Here is a 21740-nt window from a genome sequence, read left to right on the forward strand (position 1 = left end):
GTGAATCTCGCCAATTCTCCATTATCAATCATTTTAGTTAGAATTCCAGAACAAATAGAAACTGTGAATATTTTTGGATTGTCCGGAAATTTGGAGAATGACTCTAAAAAAGTAAATAAAGAAGATAAAGTTGCTCAACTCCAAAAAGATATTGGATTGCCAAAATCTCCAGAAAAGCCTCGTGAAAAACCAGCAGAAGTAAAAGAAGTTGTTGTTGCAGCACTTTCGGGTGCAGTGAATGTACAAGGCGTTTATGACTTGGTAAGTGGTAAAGCAAGAAGGCAAAAAAGATGGTATAAATATGAAGATATTCAGGATGATATCCTTTGGGTTAAAAAAGGTTTAGAAGATGATTATTTTATAAAAGCAGAAATTCCAAAATTAAAAATAAATGAATTTTTAGAATTCAGTTTTATCATTAAACCAGAAGTTCGAGCCGATATCAAAGCAAATAATCTATCTAAAGTCATGTTGAAATTTGAAGATGTAATCCCAATTTATGTAGCACGATTGAAAACTTCAGAAATATAAATACGTAATTTTTCGATGAATAAAATTTTATTTTCACTGTTAACCCTATTTTTCGTCAGTGCATTTTCTCAACAAAAAATATCAGGACTTGTAACGAGTGAAGATTTCACATCTATAAATTCGGTTTTTGTATTAAATGTTAATTCTCAAAAATCTGTAATTACTGATTATTCTGGTCGTTTTTCTATAGAAGTAAAATTAAATGACGAGATTCGTTTCGTGAAAGAAGGTTATTATAGAACCGATAGAATTGTAACCCAAGAGGATATAAATTCTTTAATGAAAGTGATGATATTGAGGGCAGAGACATTAATTCCTGAAGTGAAAATAAATATAAAACCTACTGGAGACTTGAAAAAAGATAGCGAGCATTACAACGACTCCAAGAAAGTAGCTTCTATGAAAACTCATGTGTACGATTATATAAAGGCAGGTTTGAAAGATCCTTTGCCTAGAAATGATGCTCCAAAAACATTTCAGGGAAACGATTTTTCAGCCGTAAATGTAGATATAATAGCTGTTGTTGCCACTGCAATTGGTCTTATAGATAAAGCATCTCAGCCAAAAATAACAACTCCTGACTTTTATGAATCTCAAGATTTTTTAAATAAAATAAAAACAGAAATCAACTTATCTTTTCTTACAAAGTATGGCATGAATGAAGAAAGAATAGATCATTTTTTATTGTACACAGAAAAAATAAATCATCTATCCAAAAGATTTAGAAAAAATTTCAAAAAAGAAGAAATTACAATGATTCTCATGGGTTCTTTCAACCAATATAAAAAGAATCACAAGATCAGTTCTTAGTTTTCGGAATGCATATTGATGGTAATTCTAGAAACATACACATCAAATGAACAAAACAATTATTTCTATTGCCATTGCCTCTTTAGGTTTTGTGGTAGGTTTGGGATTACTCGGAAATGCCGTGAAAAATCGGAACAAATCTGAAAATACCATTGCGGTTACAGGGTTGGGAACCAAACAATTTACGTCAGATCTTATTACGTGGTCTGGTAGTTTTTCTAAAAATAATTATGATCTAAAATCTGCTTACGATGAGCTGGCGATGGATAGAAAAGTTATAAACGATTATCTTTTATCTAAAGGAATAAAACAATCTGAAATTGTGTTTTCCTCAGTAGATATAGAGAAAAAATTTACAAACTATAATGACACTAGTGGAAATTATATCCAAGGCGAATTTGTAGGATACGATCTTACTCAGAAAGTATCTATCGAAAGTAAGGAAGTAGGCAAAATAGAAAATTTGTCTAGAAATATCACTGAAATTATCAACAGAGGAATAGAATTTACCTCTTCTTCACCTTCGTACTTTTACACCAAATTGGCAACTGTAAAACAAGAAATGATTGCCAGTGCCACAAAAGATGCTAAGGAAAGAGCCGAGAAAATAGCAGAAAATTCTGGGAGCAGCTTAGGAAATCTTAAGAAAGCATCCGCAGGCGTTATCCAGATAACCGCACCCAATTCTAATGAAGATTATTCTTATGGAGGAACTTTCAATACTTCTTCAAAAGAAAAAGAAGCAAGTATTACAATAAAATTAGAATACGAAGTAGATTAAAAGTAAAGCCAGAATCTTGATTCTGGCTTTTTTATTTTAGTGATAAACAACATCATAGATTTCTTCTTTCAATGCTTTGATGTCTTCAGGCTGAAAATTAGCCAAAAGCCAAAGATCCAAAGGTGGTTTTCCTTCACCATAGCTTGGCTGGACATAGGTTTCATCGATGATAGAAAATCCGTTCTTTTGATAGAATGTATATCTCATTTTTGCATAATCATTCAACGTTTCATGTTCTATTTCTAAGATAATTTTATCATGATTTTCAAATAAATAATCGGTGATTTTAGAACCTAATTTTTTACTTCTAAATTCTTGGAAAACCTCAAAATGCTCTACGAAAGTAGTATTACTTAGTTGCCAAAGTACTAGATATCCGATATTCTGATTCTCATTCAATACAGAGATTACGCGTACTTTATCGTTAGAAAACAAATCCAAAAATTGCTTGTGATCTCTCCTTTCCTCAGGCGGAAAAGTATTAGAGTACGAGTTGTATATGGCTTCAACTCTGTAGTCTACAGCGCTTGTGATGTGTAAAAATTCCATAATTTATAGATCAAATACGCTAGGTCTTCTGGTAACGAAGATATCTTTTACCCAAAGTGTAAAAGCCAAACCTAGATAGATTAAAAAGAAGAATCCTGCCGTAGCAAAAGTAGAGTAGATGAAGAAAACTCTCAGTTTAGAAACCGGAATTCCCAGTTTTGCTCCCATTCTTGTAAGGACGCCGAACCATTCTCTCTCCATCTTGTGGCGTAAATTATCAAACATGTTATTCTTCTTTTAAAATTTTAAATCCTATGCTGCAATTTAAGCAATTTTTTGGTGTACAATAGTTTTTGTAATGATAAATCAATGCTTGAGACTCCAACGCGTTCTTTATTTTTACACCCAGATCTTTCCAACCTACCATAATGCTATTTTTCTCAGCAGATAATTCTCTGTAATAATCCAAGATCTCATCTGTTATTTCCTCCTGATGATATTTTTGGTAAGCAAATTTCAAAGGTAAGATAGAATTGAGAAGAATCAATTCTGCAAAATCTTTACTGATTAATTTTGGAGATTGTACAGGCGAAATCTTCCCGAAATTATAATGATTATCCCAATATTCTGATGCTTTTACAGCTGTAAATATTTGTAATAATTCTTCCGTGGTTGTAGCATTTATGACTTTAGAAAATAGATTTTTTTCCTGATAATAAAGGTGCGCCAATTGCGATAGCCGAATAGTAGGGAAGTTGGGCGGACGAAGTCTCAAAAACTTAGGACGAATCTTAAGATCCGAAATTCCAAACTTGGTTTTCAGAAAATAGTATTCAGTCTGCCACACTTTCATTGGTGCATCTTCAGGGTTTTCTAGCCAGTCGGCAATTCCAAAAAACAATGCTTCCAGTTGTACGTTATTCTGCCTTATTTTATTGATGATTCCGAAATCTACACTTTCAGCAATTAGTTTGAAAAGTTCGGCATTTACCTTCAATCCAAAAGAATACGCAAGGCTATGAAACAAAACGGCCTCATAATTATTCTGGTATTTTTTCAGTTCTTGCTCTATTTCTACCGATTTATCTTCCAATTTTTTCACAAGACTTTCCTCAAAAAATAAAAATGGAATTTTCTCGGGGCGAAAAATATTTTCACAAGCGATAAACTGAGTTTCCGTCAGCAATTTCTTATATTTTTCTATAATGTTAGCATCAATATGATTTTTCAGTTCCAGAGTTGAGATGTTGTTTATTTTCAGTTCAGCAATGTCAGCATCTTCTTCATACACCACGTGAAGGATGATATTATTATAGTTAGCATCGGTAGAATGTTGATGAAAAATCCAATCCGAAGATTTCATATGCAGCTCTATATTTCCATGCAACGTGATTTCTTTAATCCTTATTTTTGCCATCAAAAAATCGGGCCCTGCATTGGTGTTCCAAGTCCCAAAATCCTCGATCTCTATGCTATTTCCTTCGGTATCTTTAAAATTATACTTATTAAATATTTTAAAATTCCAGAGATACTGCAATAATTTTTCATTCATTTTCAAAGTGTTGTGTAACACTAATTTAGCAAGAAAAACGGTCTCAAGTTAACATAGTCTAATAAAATTTTCAATGTTTTTTTTAGAAGCCAAACTCGCTATCCGCTGTATCTTTTTTTTTCCATCCCATTTTCCTCTCAAAAAAAAGGATGTCGCTTCTATCGAGGCTAGAAACTCGAGAGATTATTTTAAATAAAATAATATTTAAAACAAAAAACTACCCCGAAATAGAGTAGTTTAATATTTAAAATAGAGAAAAATTAGTTAGAAATTGCTGTTTTTTCTTTCTCCTCCTTGAATTTTTCTATTGTTGTTTTGTACATATTTTCGTAGATGGGAAGAATGTTTTTTAGATCAAACTTCTTCGCTTGTTCTTTTGCATTAATTTTCATTTGGGCAAGCAATTCTTCATTGGTAAGAAGTTTTATCGTGTAGTTGCTCATGGCTTCTACGTTTCCTATTTCTGCCAAAAATCCTGTTTCTCCTTGTATATTTACTTCTGGGATTCCTCCTGCGTTAGAACTGACCACAGGCGTATAAGCTGCCATTGCTTCTAATGCTGCCAACCCGAAACTTTCTTGCTCAGATGGCAATAAAAAAACATCAGAAAGCTGAAGAATTCTATACAAATCGTTCACTTTTCCCAAAAGACGTATTTTCGAAATTAGCTCTGGATTTTCCTCCAAAAACTGACTTACTTTTTCCATTTCTGGACCTTCTCCAATGATAATTAATTTAGATTTTACTTTTTTCTCTACGTTTTTAAAGATTTGTAAAACTTCTTCCACTCTTTTTACGGGGCGAAGATTGGAAACGTGAATCAGTATCTTTTCGTCCGAACTTGCGAATTGTGTTCTCTGGCAATCGCTAGGTTCATCAAATTCAGAATTATCAATAAAATTGGTAATCACCTGAATTTCTTTTTTTATGCTAAAAAACTGAAGCGTATCCTTCTTTAAACTTTCTGAGACCGACGTGATTGCATCCGACTTATTGATAGAAAATTCTACCGCATGTTTGTAGCTGGGATGTTGTCCTACCAATGTAATATCAGTGCCGTGCAACGTCGTTACCAAAGGAATGTCGTTGTTGTCCTCTTGCAACATTTGCTTCGCTGTAAACGCCGCATACGCATACGGAATTGCATAATGTGCGTGCAGAAGATCTAGCTTATAAAGATTCACCACTCGGTAGATCATAGAACTCAACGCAATATCATAAGGCTGATACTGGAAAAGTGGATAAGTCTGAACGTTTACCTTATGGAAAAATATATTAGGATTGGTAATATCTAATCTTGCGGGCAATGCAGAACTGATAAAGTGTACCTCATAGCCTTTGTTGGCAAGTGACATGCCGAGTTCAGTGGCTACAATTCCGCTTCCTCCGTAGGTTGGGTAGCAAAGTATACCTATTTTCATTGTAATTATCTTTATTTAGATGGAGTAATTATTTAATTTTTCTGAGATCGGATTGCTTCTATCGTTAAACCCACTCCTGGTTTTAGATTTTCATTTACGAGTACAGGAATTTTTCCCCAGATTTTTGTTTTGCCAAATAGAGCATCAGCAGTTGATTTCATAGAATCTTCATTGTTTTCGTAAGCTACCAAAACGGTAGAAGTAGTGTTACTATTTACATCTTTCAATGCATAAGCACTACCGAAAACATTCAGAATCACACTTTGATTTTTATTAAGTTCATCTAAAACTTTCTTAGATTCAGATGAAATTTTATATGGTTTGTAAGCTGAAGAATTGTCTTTGTGAAAACCTACAATCACCGTAGAATTGGCAGGAATTGTATTTATTTCTGAAGGTTTTTTAATTATGATTGATGCATTTTTAGCCAACTGTTCTGCAAAAGTTTGATAAGGTGCTTCTTCTAATGGCACATAATAATAGGTTGCATTTTGCTTCAATGGAAGTAGTTTTTTATCATCTTTTATCGCTGTAAGTGCATTTGCATACAGATCTTGAACCAAAACTTTATGCGTATCATTATTGATATCCAAATTTACATTTTCAGGATTTTTTGGTTGATAATTATTTAAACCTAAATAATATTTAGTCAATAAAATTTTCTTTACACTTTCCTCCACTCGAGACTGAGAAATAGTACCATTTTCCAAGGCTTTCTGGATGAGTCTTTTTCCCTCAGAAACTCCTTCAGAAAAAAGCATAATATCATTTCCTGCTTCAAAAGCCATTGCATCTAGTTCACCAGCTTTATATTTATTCGCCACTGCGCCCATATTCAGAGCATCGGTAATAATTAGACCTTTGTACCCGAGTTTTTCTTTTAATAATCCAGTAACAATGTTTTTGGAAACAGAAGCAGGTATTCCTTTTTTAGGTTCCAAACTAGGAACATAGAGATGCGCCACCATTACGCCACCTATCCCTTTATCCTTCAATGCTATGAACGGTGCAAGCTCTACAGCATTTAGCCTTTCTAAAGAATGAGAAACTACGGGAAGATCCAAGTGAGAATCTGTGTTGGTATCTCCATGACCAGGGAAATGCTTTATCGCCGCCAAAATCTGATGATCTTGTAACCCGTTGGAGTAGGCAAGTGCAGAATTTGTTACATTATCCACTTCAGACCCGAAACTTCTATTCCCAATAATAGGATTATTAGGATTGGTGTTTACATCCACAACGGGTGCAAAGTCCCAATTAACGCCCATTCTACGGCAGTCTTCGGCAATTTTGGCAGCCATGTCATATATTAATTTTTTATCTTGTATAGCGCCTAATGCCATAGCCCAAGGAAATTTATGTGCCTTGGCAATTCTTTGATGAATTCCCCATTCGGCATCCATACCAATCATCAACGGAACTTTAGATTGTTTTTGAAATTCGTTTACCAAATTTATTTCTCTTGCCGCATCATCTTGCATCAAAATAAGTCCTCCAATTTTCTCATTGGTTACGATTTTTCTCACCGTATTGATGTGATTTTCATCCTTGTTGGTATATAATGCTACTATAAATAATTGCCCTAATTTTTCATCTTGTGAAAGCGAATTGTAAGTTTTATTTACCCAAATGTTTGCATTTTGTACATCTGATGCTGTTGCATTTTTGGGCTGATATTGCGCATATACGTTAGCACTAATAACTGTGATAAACAATAGTATATTGGTAACTACTTTTTTCATGATAGATTGATTAAGAACAAAAATACAATTAAAAAAAAAACCATACGCATCTTTTATACATTTTTGGTATATGTTTTGATTCTGCTAAAATATAATATTCTAAATTTTTAAAAATGAAAAAGTTTTTTCCGATTTTAATGCTAGCTTTTGTTGGCTTATTCATATTCAGTTGTGATAGTAATGATGACAACTATGATAGTGTTGATTATGACACTTATTCGCAGATGAGAGATGCCACAGGTAGCTTTACAAGTGCTGACAATTATACCCTAAGTATGGATATTACGATCCAAAATACGGATGTAGTATTGGTTTACAGAAAAGAAGGAAATTATTGGGTTAGCGTACCAAAAACGTATTTTCTAGATAATGTATCAGCTCCTACAACAGGTAGAGAATTAGATTACAACTTCAATTTCAATACAAATGAAGTAAACATTATGACGTCAGCAAATTTTGACCAGTCTACACAGATGTCAGCAACGGAAAGAAATCAGTATTTGAACAATCAAACATTCAGAGTAGTTTTGGTTCCGGCAAGTGCTGCAAAAACAGCAAATGCTGTAGACTTGCAAGACTATAATGCAGTTGTAAAATATTATAATCTAAATGATTATAATGTAAAATCTTTTATTATTAAATAATAAATATCTTTTCAAATATTTAAAAAGAAAGCTCTAGAATTTACTCTGGAGCTTTTTTTAGTTTTTAATAGAAAAAAGATAAAACTTTTATTAGTTTTACCTTTATTTATTTTGTTTTTAATTACTCGTCCTTTAGCATATGTCCAAAATAATCCTTTTTTGTTTGTAGATATTCTCTGCTGTTCTCATTGGAAGCAATTTGCAAAGGAATTCTAGAATTAAGTCGAACTTTACTTTGTTCTACAAATTTCACTTTTTCAGGATTATTGGTAAGCAAGTTAACATTTTTAACATTAAGTATATTCAAAATGTCAATAGCAACACTAAAATCTCTGTTATCTGCAGGTAGACCCAATTCCAAATTAGCTTTTACCGTGTCAAATCCTTGTTCTTGCAAAGAATAAGCTTTTAGCTTATTAATAATCCCAATGCTTCTCCCTTCTTGTCTCAGATAGACGATAACTCCACCATTTTCCTGCATATATTTCATTGCTGCATCGAGTTGCTGACCACATTCGCATTTTTTGGAATGAAATACTTCGCCTGTTATACATTCTGAATGAAAACGCACATTTATAGGTTGAGAAAAATCTGTATTCTGCGCAATAAGCGCCATATGAGGCATCCAATCTGTAGATTCTTCCGAGAGAGCTATCATCCGGAAAATCCCATATTCGGTTGGGACATTAGATTCCGCCTGAATTTTGATCATTAAGTAGGTATTTATTTTTTGTTACCATTACCGTTTACAGAATCTTCAATTACCGAAACGTTGGTTTTTATTTTAACTAAATATCTATTCAAAAGTTCGTTGTCATCATTATCAAGACTACTTCTCAATTTTTGAATATTTTTATAGGACTTTTCTACGCTTTTGATATTCCTATTTTTTCCAGATCTGTTTCCTGCATCTATAGCATACAGGTAATTCTGCAAATTGTATTTCAATATTTGAATTTGCTCATTTAGTCCTTTATTTTTAAAGTTTGGAAATGTAGAAATTAAATTGGTGATTTCAGAAGCGTTCACATTATCTCTAATATTGATATTAATTTCGTTGTTGGATTCAATCTCAGCTTGAGCAGTTTTTGCTTCGCTATAAAAATTACTAGAAAGCGGAGAAGTATTAAGCTTTTCCGTAGCGCAAGATGTATTGACGATCGCAACCAATATTGCTACTAAAAATAATTGTTTCATTTTTGATCCTTTTGATAAAGGATTGGGTTAAGACTATCATCGTTATACATCTTCATCTGCTTGTATACCTTCATCTTAACATCACCATTTTCAATATCTACAAGTAACTGCTCAATCGATATACATAGATCCTCTTTTTGATCTAATAGTACATTTAGTTTCGTCTGACAGTTGATACGATGTTCCTCAGAAGCAGATTTTCTATTGGCTTCAAGAGACATGTGATAAATTTTTAGAGATAAAATTGATAGCCTATCTACAGCCCATGCAATAGTTTCTGTATTAATTTTTGCATCTCCTTTTGGGGTAATATTTTTAAATTTCTCAAAAAACCAACTATCAATATACTCTACTAGATCTGTTCTCTTTTGATTTGAGGCATCTATCGTTCTCTTCAATGCTAGAGCCTCTACAGGATCTATATTCTCATCTCGGATAATATCTTCCAAATGCCATTGAACGGTGTCAATCCAGTTTTTAGCATACAAAATTCGTTCCAAACTATCGTTAGGATAATTGTTATTAATTGGAGTATGAGTAGAATCATAAATATGATAATCTTCAATAGATTTATTGAAGATTATCCATGCATTTTCGGTAAAATTCATTTTTTAAAGAACTCTTAGTTGCTAGTATTATTAGGAGTAGATGATGAATTGTCTGTTTTTGAAACAGGTTTTTCCTCTTCTTTTACTGCATCTTTAAATTCTTTAATTCCTGATCCCATTCCTCTCATTAGTTCAGGGATTTTTTTTCCACCAAATAATAAAACGAGTAGGATTGCTACAATCAATATGTGTTGCCAAGATAAGGCTAATATGGTAAGTGTTTGCATCTCTTAAATTTTTTACAAAGTTACTTTTTTTTTTAATAGGAAACCCAACCTAATGGATCAACCGGTGTGGTTCCATTCCAAATTTGGAAATCTAATGTATAAGAGCCATCGAAATCTTGAGCAATATTTCCAACTGCCGTTCCTGCAGAGACTTGCTGTCCCTTGGATACTGCATTGGTACTAAGATTAGAGTAGATGGTAAAATATTCCCCATGTTTGATGATTACCGTCTTTGTACCATCAGAAGATGGTGTAATAGATGATACAATACCAGGGAAAACTGCTCTTGCTGAAGATCCTTTCCCCGCCGAAATTTTAATTCCGTTATTTTCCTCCACAATATTCTTGAAAATAGGGTGGGGTTGTCTACCAAATCGATGCGTTATAGATCCGCTTGCAGGCATTGCTAGCCTTCCTTTATTAGCGGTAATATTATTACCTGCCGCAGGTCCAGAAACGCCATAGTTGGTCATTGCCTTTGTTTCTGCCGCTTTTTTATCATCAGTTGTTTTCTTTTCTAAAGCTGCTTCTGCTGCCTTTGCGGCTGCCACTCTATTTGCTGCGATTCTAGATTTTGCTGCTGCTTCATCTGAAGCTTGTTTTGCTGCTACTTTTCTAGCTTCATCTCTCGCATTAGCTTCGCTTTTTGCCGCATCTTCTGTACGCTTTCTTTCTTCCTCAGCACGTTTTAAAGCAAGTTCAGAAGCTTTTTTGGCTTCAGCTTCAGCCAATTTTCTCTCTCTTTCTAGGGCATCGGCTTTTGCTTTAGCTACAGCTTCAATTCTAGCTTTCTCGCGATCTGCAGCAATCTTAGCCAAACGAATTTTCTCTGCCTCAGCTTTTCTTTTAGCTTCCGCCTCAGCTTTTGCAATCCTTATTTCTTCTGAGATAATAGCTCTTATCTGCCCTTCCAAAACTTTAGATTGTGTTTGCTTTTGCTTTAGTTCCGCACTAAGTTTGGTCTCGTTATTCTTAAATTCAGCAACAAGCTGTGCTTTTTGCGCTTTTTCAGCATTAATTGTTGTAAGATCTTTTTGCTGATTGACAAGTAGATTTTGCTTTTCGTTTGCAGATTTTTGTTTTAAAGCTACTGTATTTTTTAGCAGTATAGCTGCATTGGTAATTTCAGCTGCTTTTTTATCTTGATAATCCGAATATTGTTTCAAGTATTGTACTCTCCTTAGAGCTTCTCCAAAGTTTTTTGAAGAAAGAATAAAAGTTACTTTATTTTGTACCCCATTATTTTTATACGCATTTACAAGTACTTGTGCATAGTTTTTTCTAAGAACCGCAAGTTCCCTATTTTGTCTATTAATTTCCAATTGGCGAAGATAAATTTCATCTTCTATAAATCTTTTTTCCTTTTGAGTATTGGTATATACTTTTTCTCTAAGTGCTAATTTCTCGTTGACACTATTTAGATAAGATAAAGAAAGTTTAGATTCATTTCTTGTTTTTGCTAAATCAGAATTTATTTGTGCAATTTGTTTTTTAAGCTCGGCATTTTGCGTTTGTAACTGCTCTTTTTTCTGCCCCGAGTGCAAAGAGAACAACAAAATCCCTATTAAAAAGCTAAATTTTTTAATCATTTAATCTCAATTTTGTTATAATTAGCTGGAACTGAATAAGGTGTTTCCATTTTTGTGAATCCAAATTTCGTGTTTTCTACTACAATCTGGCTGTTTTTTGATCCTTTTATAATTATTTTAACATAATTAGGAAGTTTAATCTTACTTTCTAGAGTTACCCAATTGTCATATTCAATTTCTATTGCATCATTACTTTTAACATCTTGCAATTTTACAAAAATTAAATTATAATCATTAGAATATTGCATATTGACTTTATATTCTCGCACCTGATCATTGGTAACAATTTTTTGGTTCACGATGGAAGCGAGTTGATAACCTTCTTTATTTTTTATTATTTTCGAGTTTCTGTCGCTTACTGATAAAAACGTTCTACCAAGAAGAATCTTCTCAAGACTTTTGTAATCAATCAGGTTGGTATTAAGTAGGTTATTAAGGTATTCGAAATCAGAATCTATATAATTTTTGTTATAACGATCCATCGCTTTTAAGCCCTCTGGTGTGATAAGAGCTCTAGCCGCAGGAATTATAAGAAATGTAATATTCGCCCATATTTTCTTGTCGGTTTCAATATAGATTGTGGCATCCAATGGGCTTACCCCGATGTTATCCGAAGTTATTTTACTATTTATTTTTACATACTCAAATTTGGGATGGATGTAGATATTTTCGTAGAATGCTAATCTATCTGATATATTTTTATCTTTTTCAGAGCTCGTATATTTCTCGGAACCTACAGATTTTATGCTATCATTTTCAGAAGAATTGGGATCAGCAATTTTTCTTGTTTTACAAGAGAGAATAACTGTGGCTACCAATAGAAGTGCTATCCATCTTTTCATATGTATTTTTTATTATAACATTTTGCAATATTAAAGCCAAACCACACAATATGAGTTGTGTGGTTTGGAATGATTTGCTAATATAATGATATTTAATCTTTATTGATAAAATCTAAGACTGAAAAATCGCCCAACGATATTTCTCTTGAAACCCCAAAATATTGAGCCGAATTACCGATCATTGAGTTGGAAAGATTACCATGGTTGATGGTTGTTTTTTCTTGAATAAGAGAATTTTCTATATTCGAGTTTACAATAATCGTATTATTTCCGATAGAGACACCAGGTCCAATTTTAGAATTTGAAATTTTTACATTTTCTCCGATAAAACAAGGAGGAATAATAAGAGAATTTTCGATTACTGATGAAGCAGCAAACGTTGCCATTTCTTCTTTTTCGTATTCTAATATCTTATAATTGGTTTCTACAGTAGCATTTTTATTACCACAATCCATCCAATCATTAACTTTACCCGCTGTGAATTTCGCTCCTTTTGCCTTTAGGTTTTCTAGTGCTAAAGTAAGTTGATATTCGCCACCATTTTTGATGTCGTTAGAGATGATATAGTTGATCTCGTCCATCAGTTTTTCTCCACTGTTGAAATAGTAGATTCCAATAATAGCTAGGTCTGAAACAAAAGTTTCTGGCTTTTCTATAAAATCTGTAATGGTATCGTTGCCGTCTAATTTCACAACTCCAAATGCTGAAGGATCTTCTACACTTTTTACCCAGATTACTCCATCAGCTTCTTTGTCTAAGATAAAATCTGCACGGAAAAGAGTGTCAGCAAATGCCACTACAACATTACCTTGCATAGAATCTTCAGCACATTTTATTGCATGTGCAGTACCAAGAGGTTCTAGCTGATGGTAAATACTTCCTTTGGCTCCTAATCTTTCGGCAATCTGAAGTAAAGATTTTTCTACCTCATCACCAAAATCTCCAATAATAAATGCTACCTCTTCTATTTTTTCTCCTGCAACTTTAGCAATATCCTCTACTAATCTTTGTACAATTGGCTTACCAGCAATTGGGATTAATGGTTTTGGAACGGTAAGAGTATGGGGGCGCAATCTTGAGCCGCGACCCGCCATAGGAACTATGATTTTCATATGTGAATGTTTATTAAATAAAAATTTTGTTAAAGCAAAATGCGCTTATAAAGTCTTATTGTTTTGAAAACTTTTTATGTAGCGATTCTGGAATTAATTTCTGAGTTTTAATCAAAATGCCCGCCAAAAGTATAAATATAAGATTACCTATCCAAACGGTTTCTTTTAAATATTGGTAACAAAGTAAAGAAATGATAATAGTTATCAGTATAATTACTGAGTTTTGGAACACATTGTAAGGTATTGGATGTTTTTTTTGTCCCCACACATAAGAAATTAGCATCATTACAAAATAACTTACAAAAGTTGCCCATGTACAAGCCCAATATCCGTAATCTGGGATAAAATAAAAATTGATTGCAATAGTTACTATAACACCAATTGCTGATATATACGCTCCAATAATTGTTTGGTCGTTTAGTTTATACCAAATTGAAAGATTGAGATAAATTCCTAAAAACAAACTTGCAAAAAATAAAATAGGAAGAATAGGAATTCCTTCATAATAAGCTTCATTTCTTATATAATAGTGCGAAATCCATTCAATATTTACAGTTAAGAATAATACAATCATACAGTTTACTGCTATAAAAACATCCATAAGTTTCACATAAGTTTGCTTGGCGTTTGCATTTTTAGAATTACTAAAAAAGAACGGCTCTACACCCAATGAATAAGCTTGTCTAAATAAGATAACAAATGTCACTACTTTTGCAACACCCCCATATACCCCTAACTCGTGTCTTCCTATATTTTCTGGAAGCAAAAATTTAAGAAATTGTCGATCGAATGTTTCGTTGATGATTCCCGCTAATCCTGCAATTGTAATAGGCCAAGAGTAGCTAATCATTTTTTTCCAAAGATCCCATGAAAAGTATTTTATTTTAGCCATTAAAATTTCCTTAGATAGCAGTATAAAAGTAAGTGCACTTGCCACCAAGTTAGCCGCAAAAGCATATCCAATACCAAATTTTGGATCAAACTTTAAACCAAAAATTCCTTCAGGATGCATTGGTAAATAAGCAATGAAAAATACGACTATAGAAAAGTTGACAACGCCATTGAAAATACGAATGATAGCGTACTTTAATGGTTTTTCGTTTTTTCTAAGCAGTACAAATGGCATTGCGCAAAACGCATCCAGAACCAATGTGATGGTAAGAAGCGTCAAAAGATTTACTTGGTCTGGAGTTTTAAATGCATTAGCTAAATCTTGTTTGAAAATAAGCGAACCAAAGAGATATACCAAACTGAAAAATGCCACGCTGAAAAATGCAGTAGATGTCAGCTTTCTATCATCTTTTTCGTCTAACGAAAAGCGAAAAAAGGTAGTTTCCATACCATGTGTAAGTAATACAGCTATGACCCCAGCCACCGAATAAAAATCTGCAAAAGGAGAATATGCTTCAGGGCCAAATGTCCTTGTAATAATTGGGTTTACGATGAAGGGGAAAAGTCTAATTATAACCGTAGTTAATCCATAGAGCGCTGTTTGCCCAAGTAGTTTTTTATACAATTTTCTGAAATTTACTACAAATGTAATATTTAGAAACTGATTTTTGAATCGTGAGATAAAAATTCATTCATAAACGTTAATTTTGTATAATAAGTAAATCTCCTATTTAAAAAGTAAAAATGAAAACGCTAATAAAAAACGTAAAAATCGTTAATGAAGGACAAATCGTGGAAAGTGATATTTTGCTGGAAAATGATTTGATTTCGAAAATTTCTCAAAATATTTTAGAAGAAAGCGCCGACAAAATAATTGATGGCGAAGGCAAATATCTTTTGCCAGGTGTGATAGATGACCAAGTTCATTTTCGCGAGCCAGGTCTTACCCACAAAGGCGATATAGAATCCGAATCTAGGGCAGCAATTGCAGGTGGAACTACAAGTTTTATAGAACAACCCAACACAGTTCCTAATGCTGTAACTCAAGAATTGTTGGAAGCTAAATATGTAATTGCATCAGAAAAAGCGTACGCCAATTATGGTTTTATGATGGGTGGAACCAATGATAATTTGGAAGAAGTGCTAAAAACCAATCCTAGAAATGTTCCTGGAATAAAATTGTTTTTGGGTTCGTCTACAGGAAATATGTTGGTAGATAATCCACAAACTTTAGAAAAAATATTCAGCGACACCAAAATGCTTGTTGCGGTGCATTGTGAGGACGAAGCCACCATTAGAGCCAATACAGAAAAATATTTGGTAGAATATGGCGAAGATATACCGGTTAAATTTCATCATTTGATAAGAAGTGAAGAAGCTTGTTATATTTCATCATCAAAAGCAATCGAATTGGCAGAGAAAACAGGCGCTAGATTGCACGTTTTCCATCTTTCAACCGCTAAAGAAACGGCTTTATTTAGAAATGATATTCCGTTAAAAGATAAAAAAATTACTGCAGAAGTTTGTGTACATCATCTCACGTTTACCAATGAAGATTACGATAAAAAAGGGGTGTATATTAAGTGGAACCCTGCCGTAAAAACCCAAGCTGATAAAGATGGACTTTGGGAAGCTTTGTTAGATGACAGAATAGATGTGATTGCGACCGACCATGCGCCACATACTTACGAAGAAAAACAAAATTCTTACACCAAATGTCCTTCTGGAGCGCCATTGGTTCAGCATTCTTTGAATGTAATGTTAGAAAATTATAAGAATGGTAAGATCACTTTAGAAAAAATTGTTCAGAAGATGGCTCACAATCCTGCAATCCTTTTTAGAATCGAGAAAAGAGGATTTATTAAGGAAGGTTATAAAGCGGATTTGGTTTTGGTTGATATGAATGAAAAATGGACAGTCGCAAAAGAAAATATCCTATCAAAATGTGGTTGGAGTCCATTAGAAGGCACCGAGTTTTCTACAAAAATTGATAAAACCTTTGTCAACGGAAATCTGGTTTACGATAACGGAAAAATTAGCGAACAAAAATTCGCAGAGAGAATGTTGTTTGAGATTTAAATAATTGGGAAAAAAAATTCCACTCTCACTTTTATTTGTGACTTACTTTTTACAATAGAAATGGTAAAAACTACAATTGGAAGTGAGAGTTTTTTGTGGGGTTATTTTTATAAACTAAAATAAAATCATAAAAATCAGCAGGTAAATAAAATCTTTTTGATAATTTGGCATTTAAATTTACAATTGAAAAATTCAATTATTTCACCCAATTTTACATAATATATGATCAAAAGAATTTCTACCGTATTACTGGTTGCAGCATTATCCTTCAACGCGTACGCCCAATCCAATGAATGGAAAGAGGCTAAAAGTGGAGGTTACACTTATAAATTTGTAACAAATGATCCTACCAACTCAAGATTTTATACCTTAAAGAACGGTCTTACCGTAATCTTAAGTCCTACCCCAAAAGATCCAAGAATACAGGCTTATGTAGCTGTAAAAGCGGGAAGTAAAACTGATCCTTCTACTAATACAGGTTTGGCACATTATCTGGAACACATGCTCTTCAAAGGGACTGATAAATATGGATCTCTAGATTGGAGCAAAGAAAAACCAGAACTCGATAAAATTGACGCTCTTTATGAGCAGTATAATAAATCCAAAGATGAAGCTCAACGTAAGGTAATCTATAAAAAAATAGATTCTATCTCTGGAGTAGCCAGCAAATATGCTATTGCCAACGAGTACGATAAAATGATGTCTGGTATGGGCGCGCAAGGTACCAATGCATGGACAAATTTCGAGGAAACAGTATATACAGATGATGTTCCTTCTTCTTCTATAGATAAGTATCTAGCGGTGCAAGCAGAGCGTTTTAGAAATCCTATTCTTAGAATTTTCCATACAGAGTTGGAAGCAGTGTATGAGGAGAAAAATAGAACATTGGATAATGACGGTAACCAAGTTTTCGAAACATTATTTTCTAGCTTATTCAAAAATCATAATTATGGTTTGCAGACTACCATCGGGACAGTGGAGCACTTGAAGAACCCTTCTTTGGTGGAAATCAGAAACTATTTCAATAAATATTATGTTCCTAATAATATGGGAATTGTCATGTCGGGAGATTTTAATCCCGATGAGATCATTGCCAAAATAGATAAAGATTTCTCTTATATGAAGTCTAAAACTATTCCAAAATATACCTTTAAGCCAGAAACATCAATTGCACAACCTATTGTTAAAGAAATTGTAGGGCCAGATGCTGAAAGTGTAACTTTAGGCTATAGGCTTCCTGGAAATAAAGACAAGGATGTACTTCTTGCAGATTTGGTAGGTTCTATATTGACTAACGGAAAAGCAGGTTTGTTAGATTTAAATTTAGTTAAAAAACAAAAACTTCTTAGAGCGAGTGCATTCACCTATACTTTGATCGACCATGGGATTTTGTATTTATCAGCTTCGCCTACACAAGGACAATCTTTGGACGAAGTAAAAGGATTGGTTTTATCTGAGATCGAAAACTTGAAAAAAGGAAATTTCGATGATGATTTGATTCCTTCTATTGTCAATAATATCAAAAAGGATAAAATTGAGGAAACTGAGGGCTACAACAGTAGAGCAAATGTTCTTGTAAGTGCCTTTACTGCAGAGTTAGATTGGAAAACACAAGTTGCTTATGTTAATGATTTATCCAAAATCACTAAAGCAGACGTGGTAGCTTTTGCCAACAAATATTTTGGAAATAATTATGTTGCGATCCTTAAAAGAAAAGGAGAAAGAAAAGATTTACAAAAAATAGAGAAACCTACAATTACTCCTGTTGAAACAAATCCAGATAAGCAATCTGCCTTTGTGAAAATGGTAGATGATATGCCAAGTACTCCTTCCCAGCCTGTATTTTTGGATTTTAATAAAGACATCCAAAAATCTAAAGTAGGAAATGCAGAAGTTTTATACGTACAAAATAAGGATAACGCTATCTACCGTCTTAGATATCGTTATAAAATAGGATCTTTGAATGATATGAAAATGCCTATCGCTGCACAATACCTTCAGTTTTTAGGAACTGATAAAAAATCAGCTGAGCAAATTTCTAAAGATTTTTATAAAATAGCTTCTAACTTCAGCGTATCCACAGGTGAAGAATATACTACTGTAACCCTATCAGGATTGCAAGAGAATTTTGATAAAGCGGTACAATTGTATGAAAATTTAATCCTTAATGTGAAAGCAGACGATGCTGCACTTACTGCCTTAAAGGCAAGAATTGCAAAATCGAGAAGTGACTCTAAACTCAATAAAGGTGCCATTCTTCAAGGTCTTACCAGCTATGCATTATACGGGCCTAAAAATAAGTTTAATAATACCTTTTCTAATGCAGAGCTACACTCAATCTCTTCTACAGAATTAGTAAATAAGCTGAAAGAGCTTAATCAATATGAGCAAACAGTGATCTATTATGGTCCTGCAACCTTGAATGAAGTAACAGATAAATTGAAATCTGCACACAAAATACCTTCTAGTTTTGCCAAACCGCAAGCAACAAAAGAGTTTAAGCAAGTACCAATGACAAAAAATCAGGTTCTTTTTACAGATTACGAAATGGTACAAGCGGAAACACGTTGGATAAGAAATACCAATAGATATGATCCTAAACAAACTACTATTAATACTGTGTTTAATAATTATTTTGGTGGAGGCATGGGTTCTATCGTTTTCCAAACCATCAGAGAGAGCAAGGCTTTGGCTTACAGTACCTACGGATATTATGTAGCACCATCTAAAAAGACTGATGATTATTATATGATGAGCTACGTAGGTAGCCAAGCAGACAAGTTTAAAGACGCAACAGGAGCAATGAACGAATTGCTTACCAAAATGCCAGAACTACCAGCCAACTTAGAATTAGCAAAGAATGGGGTAAAGAAAGATATTCAAACCGAAAGGATTACCCAAGACGGAATTATCTATACTTATCTTGCCGCTAAAGAGTTGGGACTGGATGATGATTATAGAAAACAAGTTTACACTTCAGTAGATGGTATAACAATGAATGACGTTAAAAAATTCCATACAACCAATATTTCTGGTAAGCCTTACACCTACGCAATTGTTGCATCTGAGAAGAAAGTTCCGATGGAAGAATTGAAAAAATTAGGCGAGGTAAAAAAGATTACGCTTGAAGAGTTATTTGGATATTAGATAATTGCATTTTAATTAAAAGATGAGAGTATGGGGAAAGTGAGGATTACAATTTTAGATGATTATCAAAATGTGGTAAAAGATTTAGCATGTTTTTCTTTGTTAAAAAATCAAGACGTTACTGTTTTGTCTACTTCAGAGAAAGAAGTTCCTGTTTTGGCAGAAAAGCTAAAGGATACTGAGATTTTAGTTTTAATAAGAGAAAGAACGGAAATTACAGAAGAACTTTTATCGAGATTACCACATCTGAAACTCATCAGTCAGACCGGTAAAATTTCAAATCACCTCAAATTAGAACTTTGTACAAAATACAATGTTTCTGTAGCAGAAGGTATTGGATCGCCTATTGCGCCGTCAGAACTCACTTGGGCATTGCTGATGAACACCGTAAGGAAGATTCCGCAAGCCATAAAGGCAATGCAGCAAGGGAAATGGCAAATAAACATGGGAACCTCTATCCATGGGAAAACCATCGGAATCTGGGGATACGGAAAAATTGGACAAAAGATTGCGCAATATGCTCAAGTTTTTGGAGCAAAAGTTTTGGTTTGGGGTAGCGAAAAATCTAGAAATAAAGCAGTAGAAGATGGTTTTTTGAAAGCAAATTCGAAAGCAGATTTTTTCAAAACTGCCGATATTATCACTTTACATTTAAGACTAAATGAGGCAACTTCCGAAATTGTGAAAAAATACGATATCCAAATGATGAAGGATAATGCTTGTTTCATTAATACAGCAAGAGCAGAATTGGTAGAGAACGGAGCGATTGAAGAAATTTTGAAAAGCGGACAAAAAATTAATTTTGGATTTGATGTTTTTGAAAATGAACCTATTTTTGATCGTAATTTTCCTTTGTTTCAATACGAAAATGTGGTTTGTACACCTCATTTAGGATACGTGGAAGAAAATAGCTACGAACTATACTTCGAAAAAGCTTTTGAAAATGTAATGCTATATATCAACGGAAACCCTACGAATATTGCAAATTCCGAAACATTAAATTGATTCAATTCAATTTAATTTTAAAAAATCATAAAATTGAGCAGCATCTTTTACTAGGTGTTGCTTTTTTATTGTATTTAATGCATTTCAATTTTATTCGAAAATAAATCCTACATTTAAATATTAGTTAATTTTACAAAAAACAGAATATGAGTTTATATACACAGCCTATGTTGCGTGAGGGCGCATTAAAAGATAAAGTTGCCATTGTAACTGGTGGGGGAAGTGGTCTTGGAAAGGCAATGACCAAATATTTTCTGGAATTAGGCGCAAAAGTGGTAATTACCTCTAGAAATCTAGAAAAATTGCAAGGAACTGCTAAAGAATTAGAAGAACAAACAGGTGGAAAAGTCCTTTGTATAGCTTGTGATGTAAGAAATTGGGATGAAGTAGAATCAATGAAAGAGGCGACTCTAAAAGAATTTGGGAAAATAGATATTCTACTAAATAATGCGGCAGGAAACTTTATTTCTCCCACAGAAAGGTTGACGCATTCTGCTTTTGATTCTATTTTGGATATTGTGCTTAAAGGAACAAAAAACTGTACGTTATCTGTTGGTAAACATTGGATAGATTCTAAAACTCCAGGTACGGTTTTGAATATTGTTACTACTTATTCTTGGACAGGATCTGCATTTGTAGTTCCTTCAGCTTGTGCGAAAGCAGGAGTTCTTGCCATGACGAGAAGTTTGGCTGTAGAATGGGCAAAATATGGAATTAGATTTAATGCAATAGCGCCAGGACCCTTCCCAACCAAAGGAGCTTGGGATAGATTGCTTCCAGGAGATTTGCAAGAAAAATTTGATATGAGAAAGAAAGTGCCATTAAGAAGAGTAGGAGATCACCAAGAATTAGCGAATCTTGCGGCGTATTTGGTTTCCGATTATTCAGCTTATATGAATGGTGAAGTGGTGACTATAGACGGAGGAGAATGGCTGCAAGGCGCTGGAGAATTCAATATGCTGGAGGAAGTTCCTAAAGAAATGTGGGATATGTTGGAGGCAATGATCAAAGCAAAAAAATCTAGCTAGAAGCAGTTTTGCTTCTAAAGCTAAGCAGGGATTTTTAAATCCTAT

At 33.6% G+C, this 21740-nt stretch carries 21 protein-coding genes; 8 read left to right on the plus strand and 13 right to left on the minus strand.

The window, feature by feature from the left end; all coding sequences use genetic code 11:
- The 3 genes from ACKI42_RS06420 to ACKI42_RS06430 are packed head-to-tail and all read left to right on the plus strand — an operon-like array spanning window position 1 to window position 2122.
- A complete protein-coding gene (locus ACKI42_RS06420) occupies window positions 1–531 on the plus strand; it encodes a hypothetical protein (protein ID WP_407403609.1) in 531 nt (176 codons plus the stop codon).
- Window positions 532–546: 15 nt separating this feature from the next.
- The gene (locus tag ACKI42_RS06425; protein ID WP_407403612.1) at window positions 547–1341 is read left to right on the plus strand and encodes a hypothetical protein; all 795 of its coding nucleotides are present in this window, start codon (window positions 547–549) and stop codon (window positions 1339–1341) included.
- 46 nt (window positions 1342–1387) lie between these two features.
- Window positions 1388–2122, plus strand: a complete 735-nt coding sequence (locus ACKI42_RS06430; protein ID WP_407403614.1) for an SIMPL domain-containing protein — start codon at window positions 1388–1390, stop codon at window positions 2120–2122.
- A 36-nt stretch (window positions 2123–2158) separates the two neighbouring features.
- Here ACKI42_RS06430 and ACKI42_RS06435 read toward each other — a convergent pair whose 3' ends face one another.
- The 5 genes from ACKI42_RS06435 to ACKI42_RS06455 form a co-directional block, all read right to left on the minus strand.
- Entirely contained in the window at window positions 2159–2671 is a 513-nt protein-coding gene (locus ACKI42_RS06435) for a GNAT family N-acetyltransferase (RefSeq protein WP_407403616.1), read from the minus strand.
- Window positions 2672–2674: 3 nt separating this feature from the next.
- Window positions 2675–2896: a PspC family transcriptional regulator gene (locus tag ACKI42_RS06440; RefSeq protein WP_407403618.1), complete on the minus strand. Its 222-nt coding sequence runs from the start codon at window positions 2894–2896 to the stop codon at window positions 2675–2677.
- A 1-nt stretch (window position 2897) separates the two neighbouring features.
- Complete coding sequence (locus tag ACKI42_RS06445; protein WP_407403620.1) at window positions 2898–4163, minus strand: DUF2851 family protein; 1266 nt, start codon at window positions 4161–4163, stop codon at window positions 2898–2900.
- Between the two features lie 260 nt (window positions 4164–4423).
- Entirely contained in the window at window positions 4424–5584 is a 1161-nt protein-coding gene (gene bshA, locus ACKI42_RS06450; RefSeq protein ID WP_407403622.1) for an N-acetyl-alpha-D-glucosaminyl L-malate synthase BshA, read from the minus strand.
- A gap of 32 nt (window positions 5585–5616) precedes the next feature.
- The gene (locus tag ACKI42_RS06455) at window positions 5617–7326 is read right to left on the minus strand and encodes a glycoside hydrolase family 3 protein (RefSeq protein WP_407403624.1); all 1710 of its coding nucleotides are present in this window, start codon (window positions 7324–7326) and stop codon (window positions 5617–5619) included.
- 113 nt (window positions 7327–7439) lie between these two features.
- Here ACKI42_RS06455 and ACKI42_RS06460 point away from each other — a divergent pair, with 113 nt between their 5' ends.
- Window positions 7440–7970 carry a hypothetical protein gene (locus tag ACKI42_RS06460; RefSeq protein WP_407403626.1) on the plus strand — a complete coding sequence of 177 codons (531 nt, stop codon included), beginning with the start codon at window positions 7440–7442 and terminating at the stop codon, window positions 7968–7970.
- Between the two features lie 121 nt (window positions 7971–8091).
- Here ACKI42_RS06460 and ribA read toward each other — a convergent pair whose 3' ends face one another.
- The 8 genes from ribA to ACKI42_RS06500 form a co-directional block, all read right to left on the minus strand.
- Window positions 8092–8682 carry a GTP cyclohydrolase II gene (gene ribA / locus ACKI42_RS06465; protein ID WP_407403627.1) on the minus strand — a complete coding sequence of 197 codons (591 nt, stop codon included), beginning with the start codon at window positions 8680–8682 and terminating at the stop codon, window positions 8092–8094.
- Window positions 8683–8693: 11 nt separating this feature from the next.
- Window positions 8694–9167: a hypothetical protein gene (locus ACKI42_RS06470; RefSeq protein ID WP_407403629.1), complete on the minus strand. Its 474-nt coding sequence runs from the start codon at window positions 9165–9167 to the stop codon at window positions 8694–8696.
- Window positions 9164–9775, minus strand: coding sequence for a DUF4254 domain-containing protein (locus ACKI42_RS06475; protein ID WP_407403631.1), 612 nt, complete (start codon window positions 9773–9775; stop codon window positions 9164–9166). The genes ACKI42_RS06470 and ACKI42_RS06475 overlap by 4 nt, the downstream gene beginning before the upstream one ends.
- A 14-nt stretch (window positions 9776–9789) precedes the next feature.
- Window positions 9790–10002, minus strand: coding sequence for a twin-arginine translocase TatA/TatE family subunit (locus ACKI42_RS06480; protein ID WP_407403633.1), 213 nt, complete (start codon window positions 10000–10002; stop codon window positions 9790–9792).
- Between the two features lie 32 nt (window positions 10003–10034).
- Window positions 10035–11591 (minus strand): peptidoglycan DD-metalloendopeptidase family protein, encoded by a 1557-nt coding sequence (locus tag ACKI42_RS06485; protein ID WP_407403635.1) that lies wholly within the window; start codon window positions 11589–11591, stop codon window positions 10035–10037.
- Complete coding sequence (locus ACKI42_RS06490; RefSeq protein ID WP_407403637.1) at window positions 11588–12433, minus strand: DUF4292 domain-containing protein; 846 nt, start codon at window positions 12431–12433, stop codon at window positions 11588–11590. The genes ACKI42_RS06485 and ACKI42_RS06490 overlap by 4 nt, the downstream gene beginning before the upstream one ends.
- A gap of 92 nt (window positions 12434–12525) precedes the next feature.
- Window positions 12526–13545, minus strand: a complete 1020-nt coding sequence (locus ACKI42_RS06495; RefSeq protein ID WP_407403639.1) for a sugar phosphate nucleotidyltransferase — start codon at window positions 13543–13545, stop codon at window positions 12526–12528.
- A gap of 55 nt (window positions 13546–13600) precedes the next feature.
- Window positions 13601–15061 (minus strand): lipopolysaccharide biosynthesis protein, encoded by a 1461-nt coding sequence (locus ACKI42_RS06500; RefSeq protein WP_407403641.1) that lies wholly within the window; start codon window positions 15059–15061, stop codon window positions 13601–13603.
- Between the two features lie 119 nt (window positions 15062–15180).
- Here ACKI42_RS06500 and ACKI42_RS06505 point away from each other — a divergent pair, with 119 nt between their 5' ends.
- The 4 genes from ACKI42_RS06505 to ACKI42_RS06520 all read left to right on the plus strand — a co-directional run bounded on the left by ACKI42_RS06505 (window position 15181) and on the right by ACKI42_RS06520 (window position 21695).
- A complete protein-coding gene (locus tag ACKI42_RS06505; RefSeq protein WP_407403643.1) occupies window positions 15181–16515 on the plus strand; it encodes a dihydroorotase in 1335 nt (444 codons plus the stop codon).
- A 222-nt stretch (window positions 16516–16737) separates the two neighbouring features.
- Window positions 16738–19662, plus strand: coding sequence for a M16 family metallopeptidase (locus ACKI42_RS06510; RefSeq protein WP_407403645.1), 2925 nt, complete (start codon window positions 16738–16740; stop codon window positions 19660–19662).
- Window positions 19663–19692: 30 nt separating this feature from the next.
- On the plus strand, window positions 19693–20667 hold the full coding sequence (locus tag ACKI42_RS06515) for a D-2-hydroxyacid dehydrogenase family protein (protein ID WP_407403647.1): 975 nt from the start codon (window positions 19693–19695) through the stop codon (window positions 20665–20667).
- A gap of 146 nt (window positions 20668–20813) precedes the next feature.
- Window positions 20814–21695, plus strand: a complete 882-nt coding sequence (locus tag ACKI42_RS06520; RefSeq protein WP_407403649.1) for an SDR family oxidoreductase — start codon at window positions 20814–20816, stop codon at window positions 21693–21695.
- Window positions 21696–21740 lie beyond the last annotated feature (45 nt).

Origin of the sequence: Chryseobacterium sp. (assembly GCF_045629545.1) — a bacterium.
Lineage (GTDB): Bacteria > Bacteroidota > Bacteroidia > Flavobacteriales > Weeksellaceae > Chryseobacterium.

Bases quoted from the DNA above. Each gene is read 5' to 3' on its own strand.
- ACKI42_RS06425 (WP_407403612.1), top strand. From the start codon at position 547: ATGAATAAAATTTTATTTTCACTGTTAACCCTATTTTTCGTCAGTGCA.
- ACKI42_RS06430 (WP_407403614.1), top strand. From the start codon at position 1,388: ATGAACAAAACAATTATTTCTATTGCCATTGCCTCTTTAGGTTTTGTG.
- ACKI42_RS06435 (WP_407403616.1), bottom strand. From the start codon at position 2,671: ATGGAATTTTTACACATCACAAGCGCTGTAGACTACAGAGTTGAAGCC.
- ACKI42_RS06440 (WP_407403618.1), bottom strand. From the start codon at position 2,896: ATGTTTGATAATTTACGCCACAAGATGGAGAGAGAATGGTTCGGCGTC.
- ACKI42_RS06445 (WP_407403620.1), bottom strand. From the start codon at position 4,163: ATGAATGAAAAATTATTGCAGTATCTCTGGAATTTTAAAATATTTAAT.
- bshA (WP_407403622.1), bottom strand. From the start codon at position 5,584: ATGAAAATAGGTATACTTTGCTACCCAACCTACGGAGGAAGCGGAATT.
- ACKI42_RS06455 (WP_407403624.1), bottom strand. From the start codon at position 7,326: ATGAAAAAAGTAGTTACCAATATACTATTGTTTATCACAGTTATTAGT.
- ACKI42_RS06460 (WP_407403626.1), top strand. From the start codon at position 7,440: ATGAAAAAGTTTTTTCCGATTTTAATGCTAGCTTTTGTTGGCTTATTC.
- ribA (WP_407403627.1), bottom strand. From the start codon at position 8,682: ATGATCAAAATTCAGGCGGAATCTAATGTCCCAACCGAATATGGGATT.
- ACKI42_RS06470 (WP_407403629.1), bottom strand. From the start codon at position 9,167: ATGAAACAATTATTTTTAGTAGCAATATTGGTTGCGATCGTCAATACA.
- ACKI42_RS06475 (WP_407403631.1), bottom strand. From the start codon at position 9,775: ATGAATTTTACCGAAAATGCATGGATAATCTTCAATAAATCTATTGAA.
- ACKI42_RS06480 (WP_407403633.1), bottom strand. From the start codon at position 10,002: ATGCAAACACTTACCATATTAGCCTTATCTTGGCAACACATATTGATT.
- ACKI42_RS06485 (WP_407403635.1), bottom strand. From the start codon at position 11,591: ATGATTAAAAAATTTAGCTTTTTAATAGGGATTTTGTTGTTCTCTTTG.
- ACKI42_RS06490 (WP_407403637.1), bottom strand. From the start codon at position 12,433: ATGAAAAGATGGATAGCACTTCTATTGGTAGCCACAGTTATTCTCTCT.
- ACKI42_RS06495 (WP_407403639.1), bottom strand. From the start codon at position 13,545: ATGAAAATCATAGTTCCTATGGCGGGTCGCGGCTCAAGATTGCGCCCC.
- ACKI42_RS06505 (WP_407403643.1), top strand. From the start codon at position 15,181: ATGAAAACGCTAATAAAAAACGTAAAAATCGTTAATGAAGGACAAATC.
- ACKI42_RS06510 (WP_407403645.1), top strand. From the start codon at position 16,738: ATGATCAAAAGAATTTCTACCGTATTACTGGTTGCAGCATTATCCTTC.
- ACKI42_RS06515 (WP_407403647.1), top strand. From the start codon at position 19,693: ATGGGGAAAGTGAGGATTACAATTTTAGATGATTATCAAAATGTGGTA.
- ACKI42_RS06520 (WP_407403649.1), top strand. From the start codon at position 20,814: ATGAGTTTATATACACAGCCTATGTTGCGTGAGGGCGCATTAAAAGAT.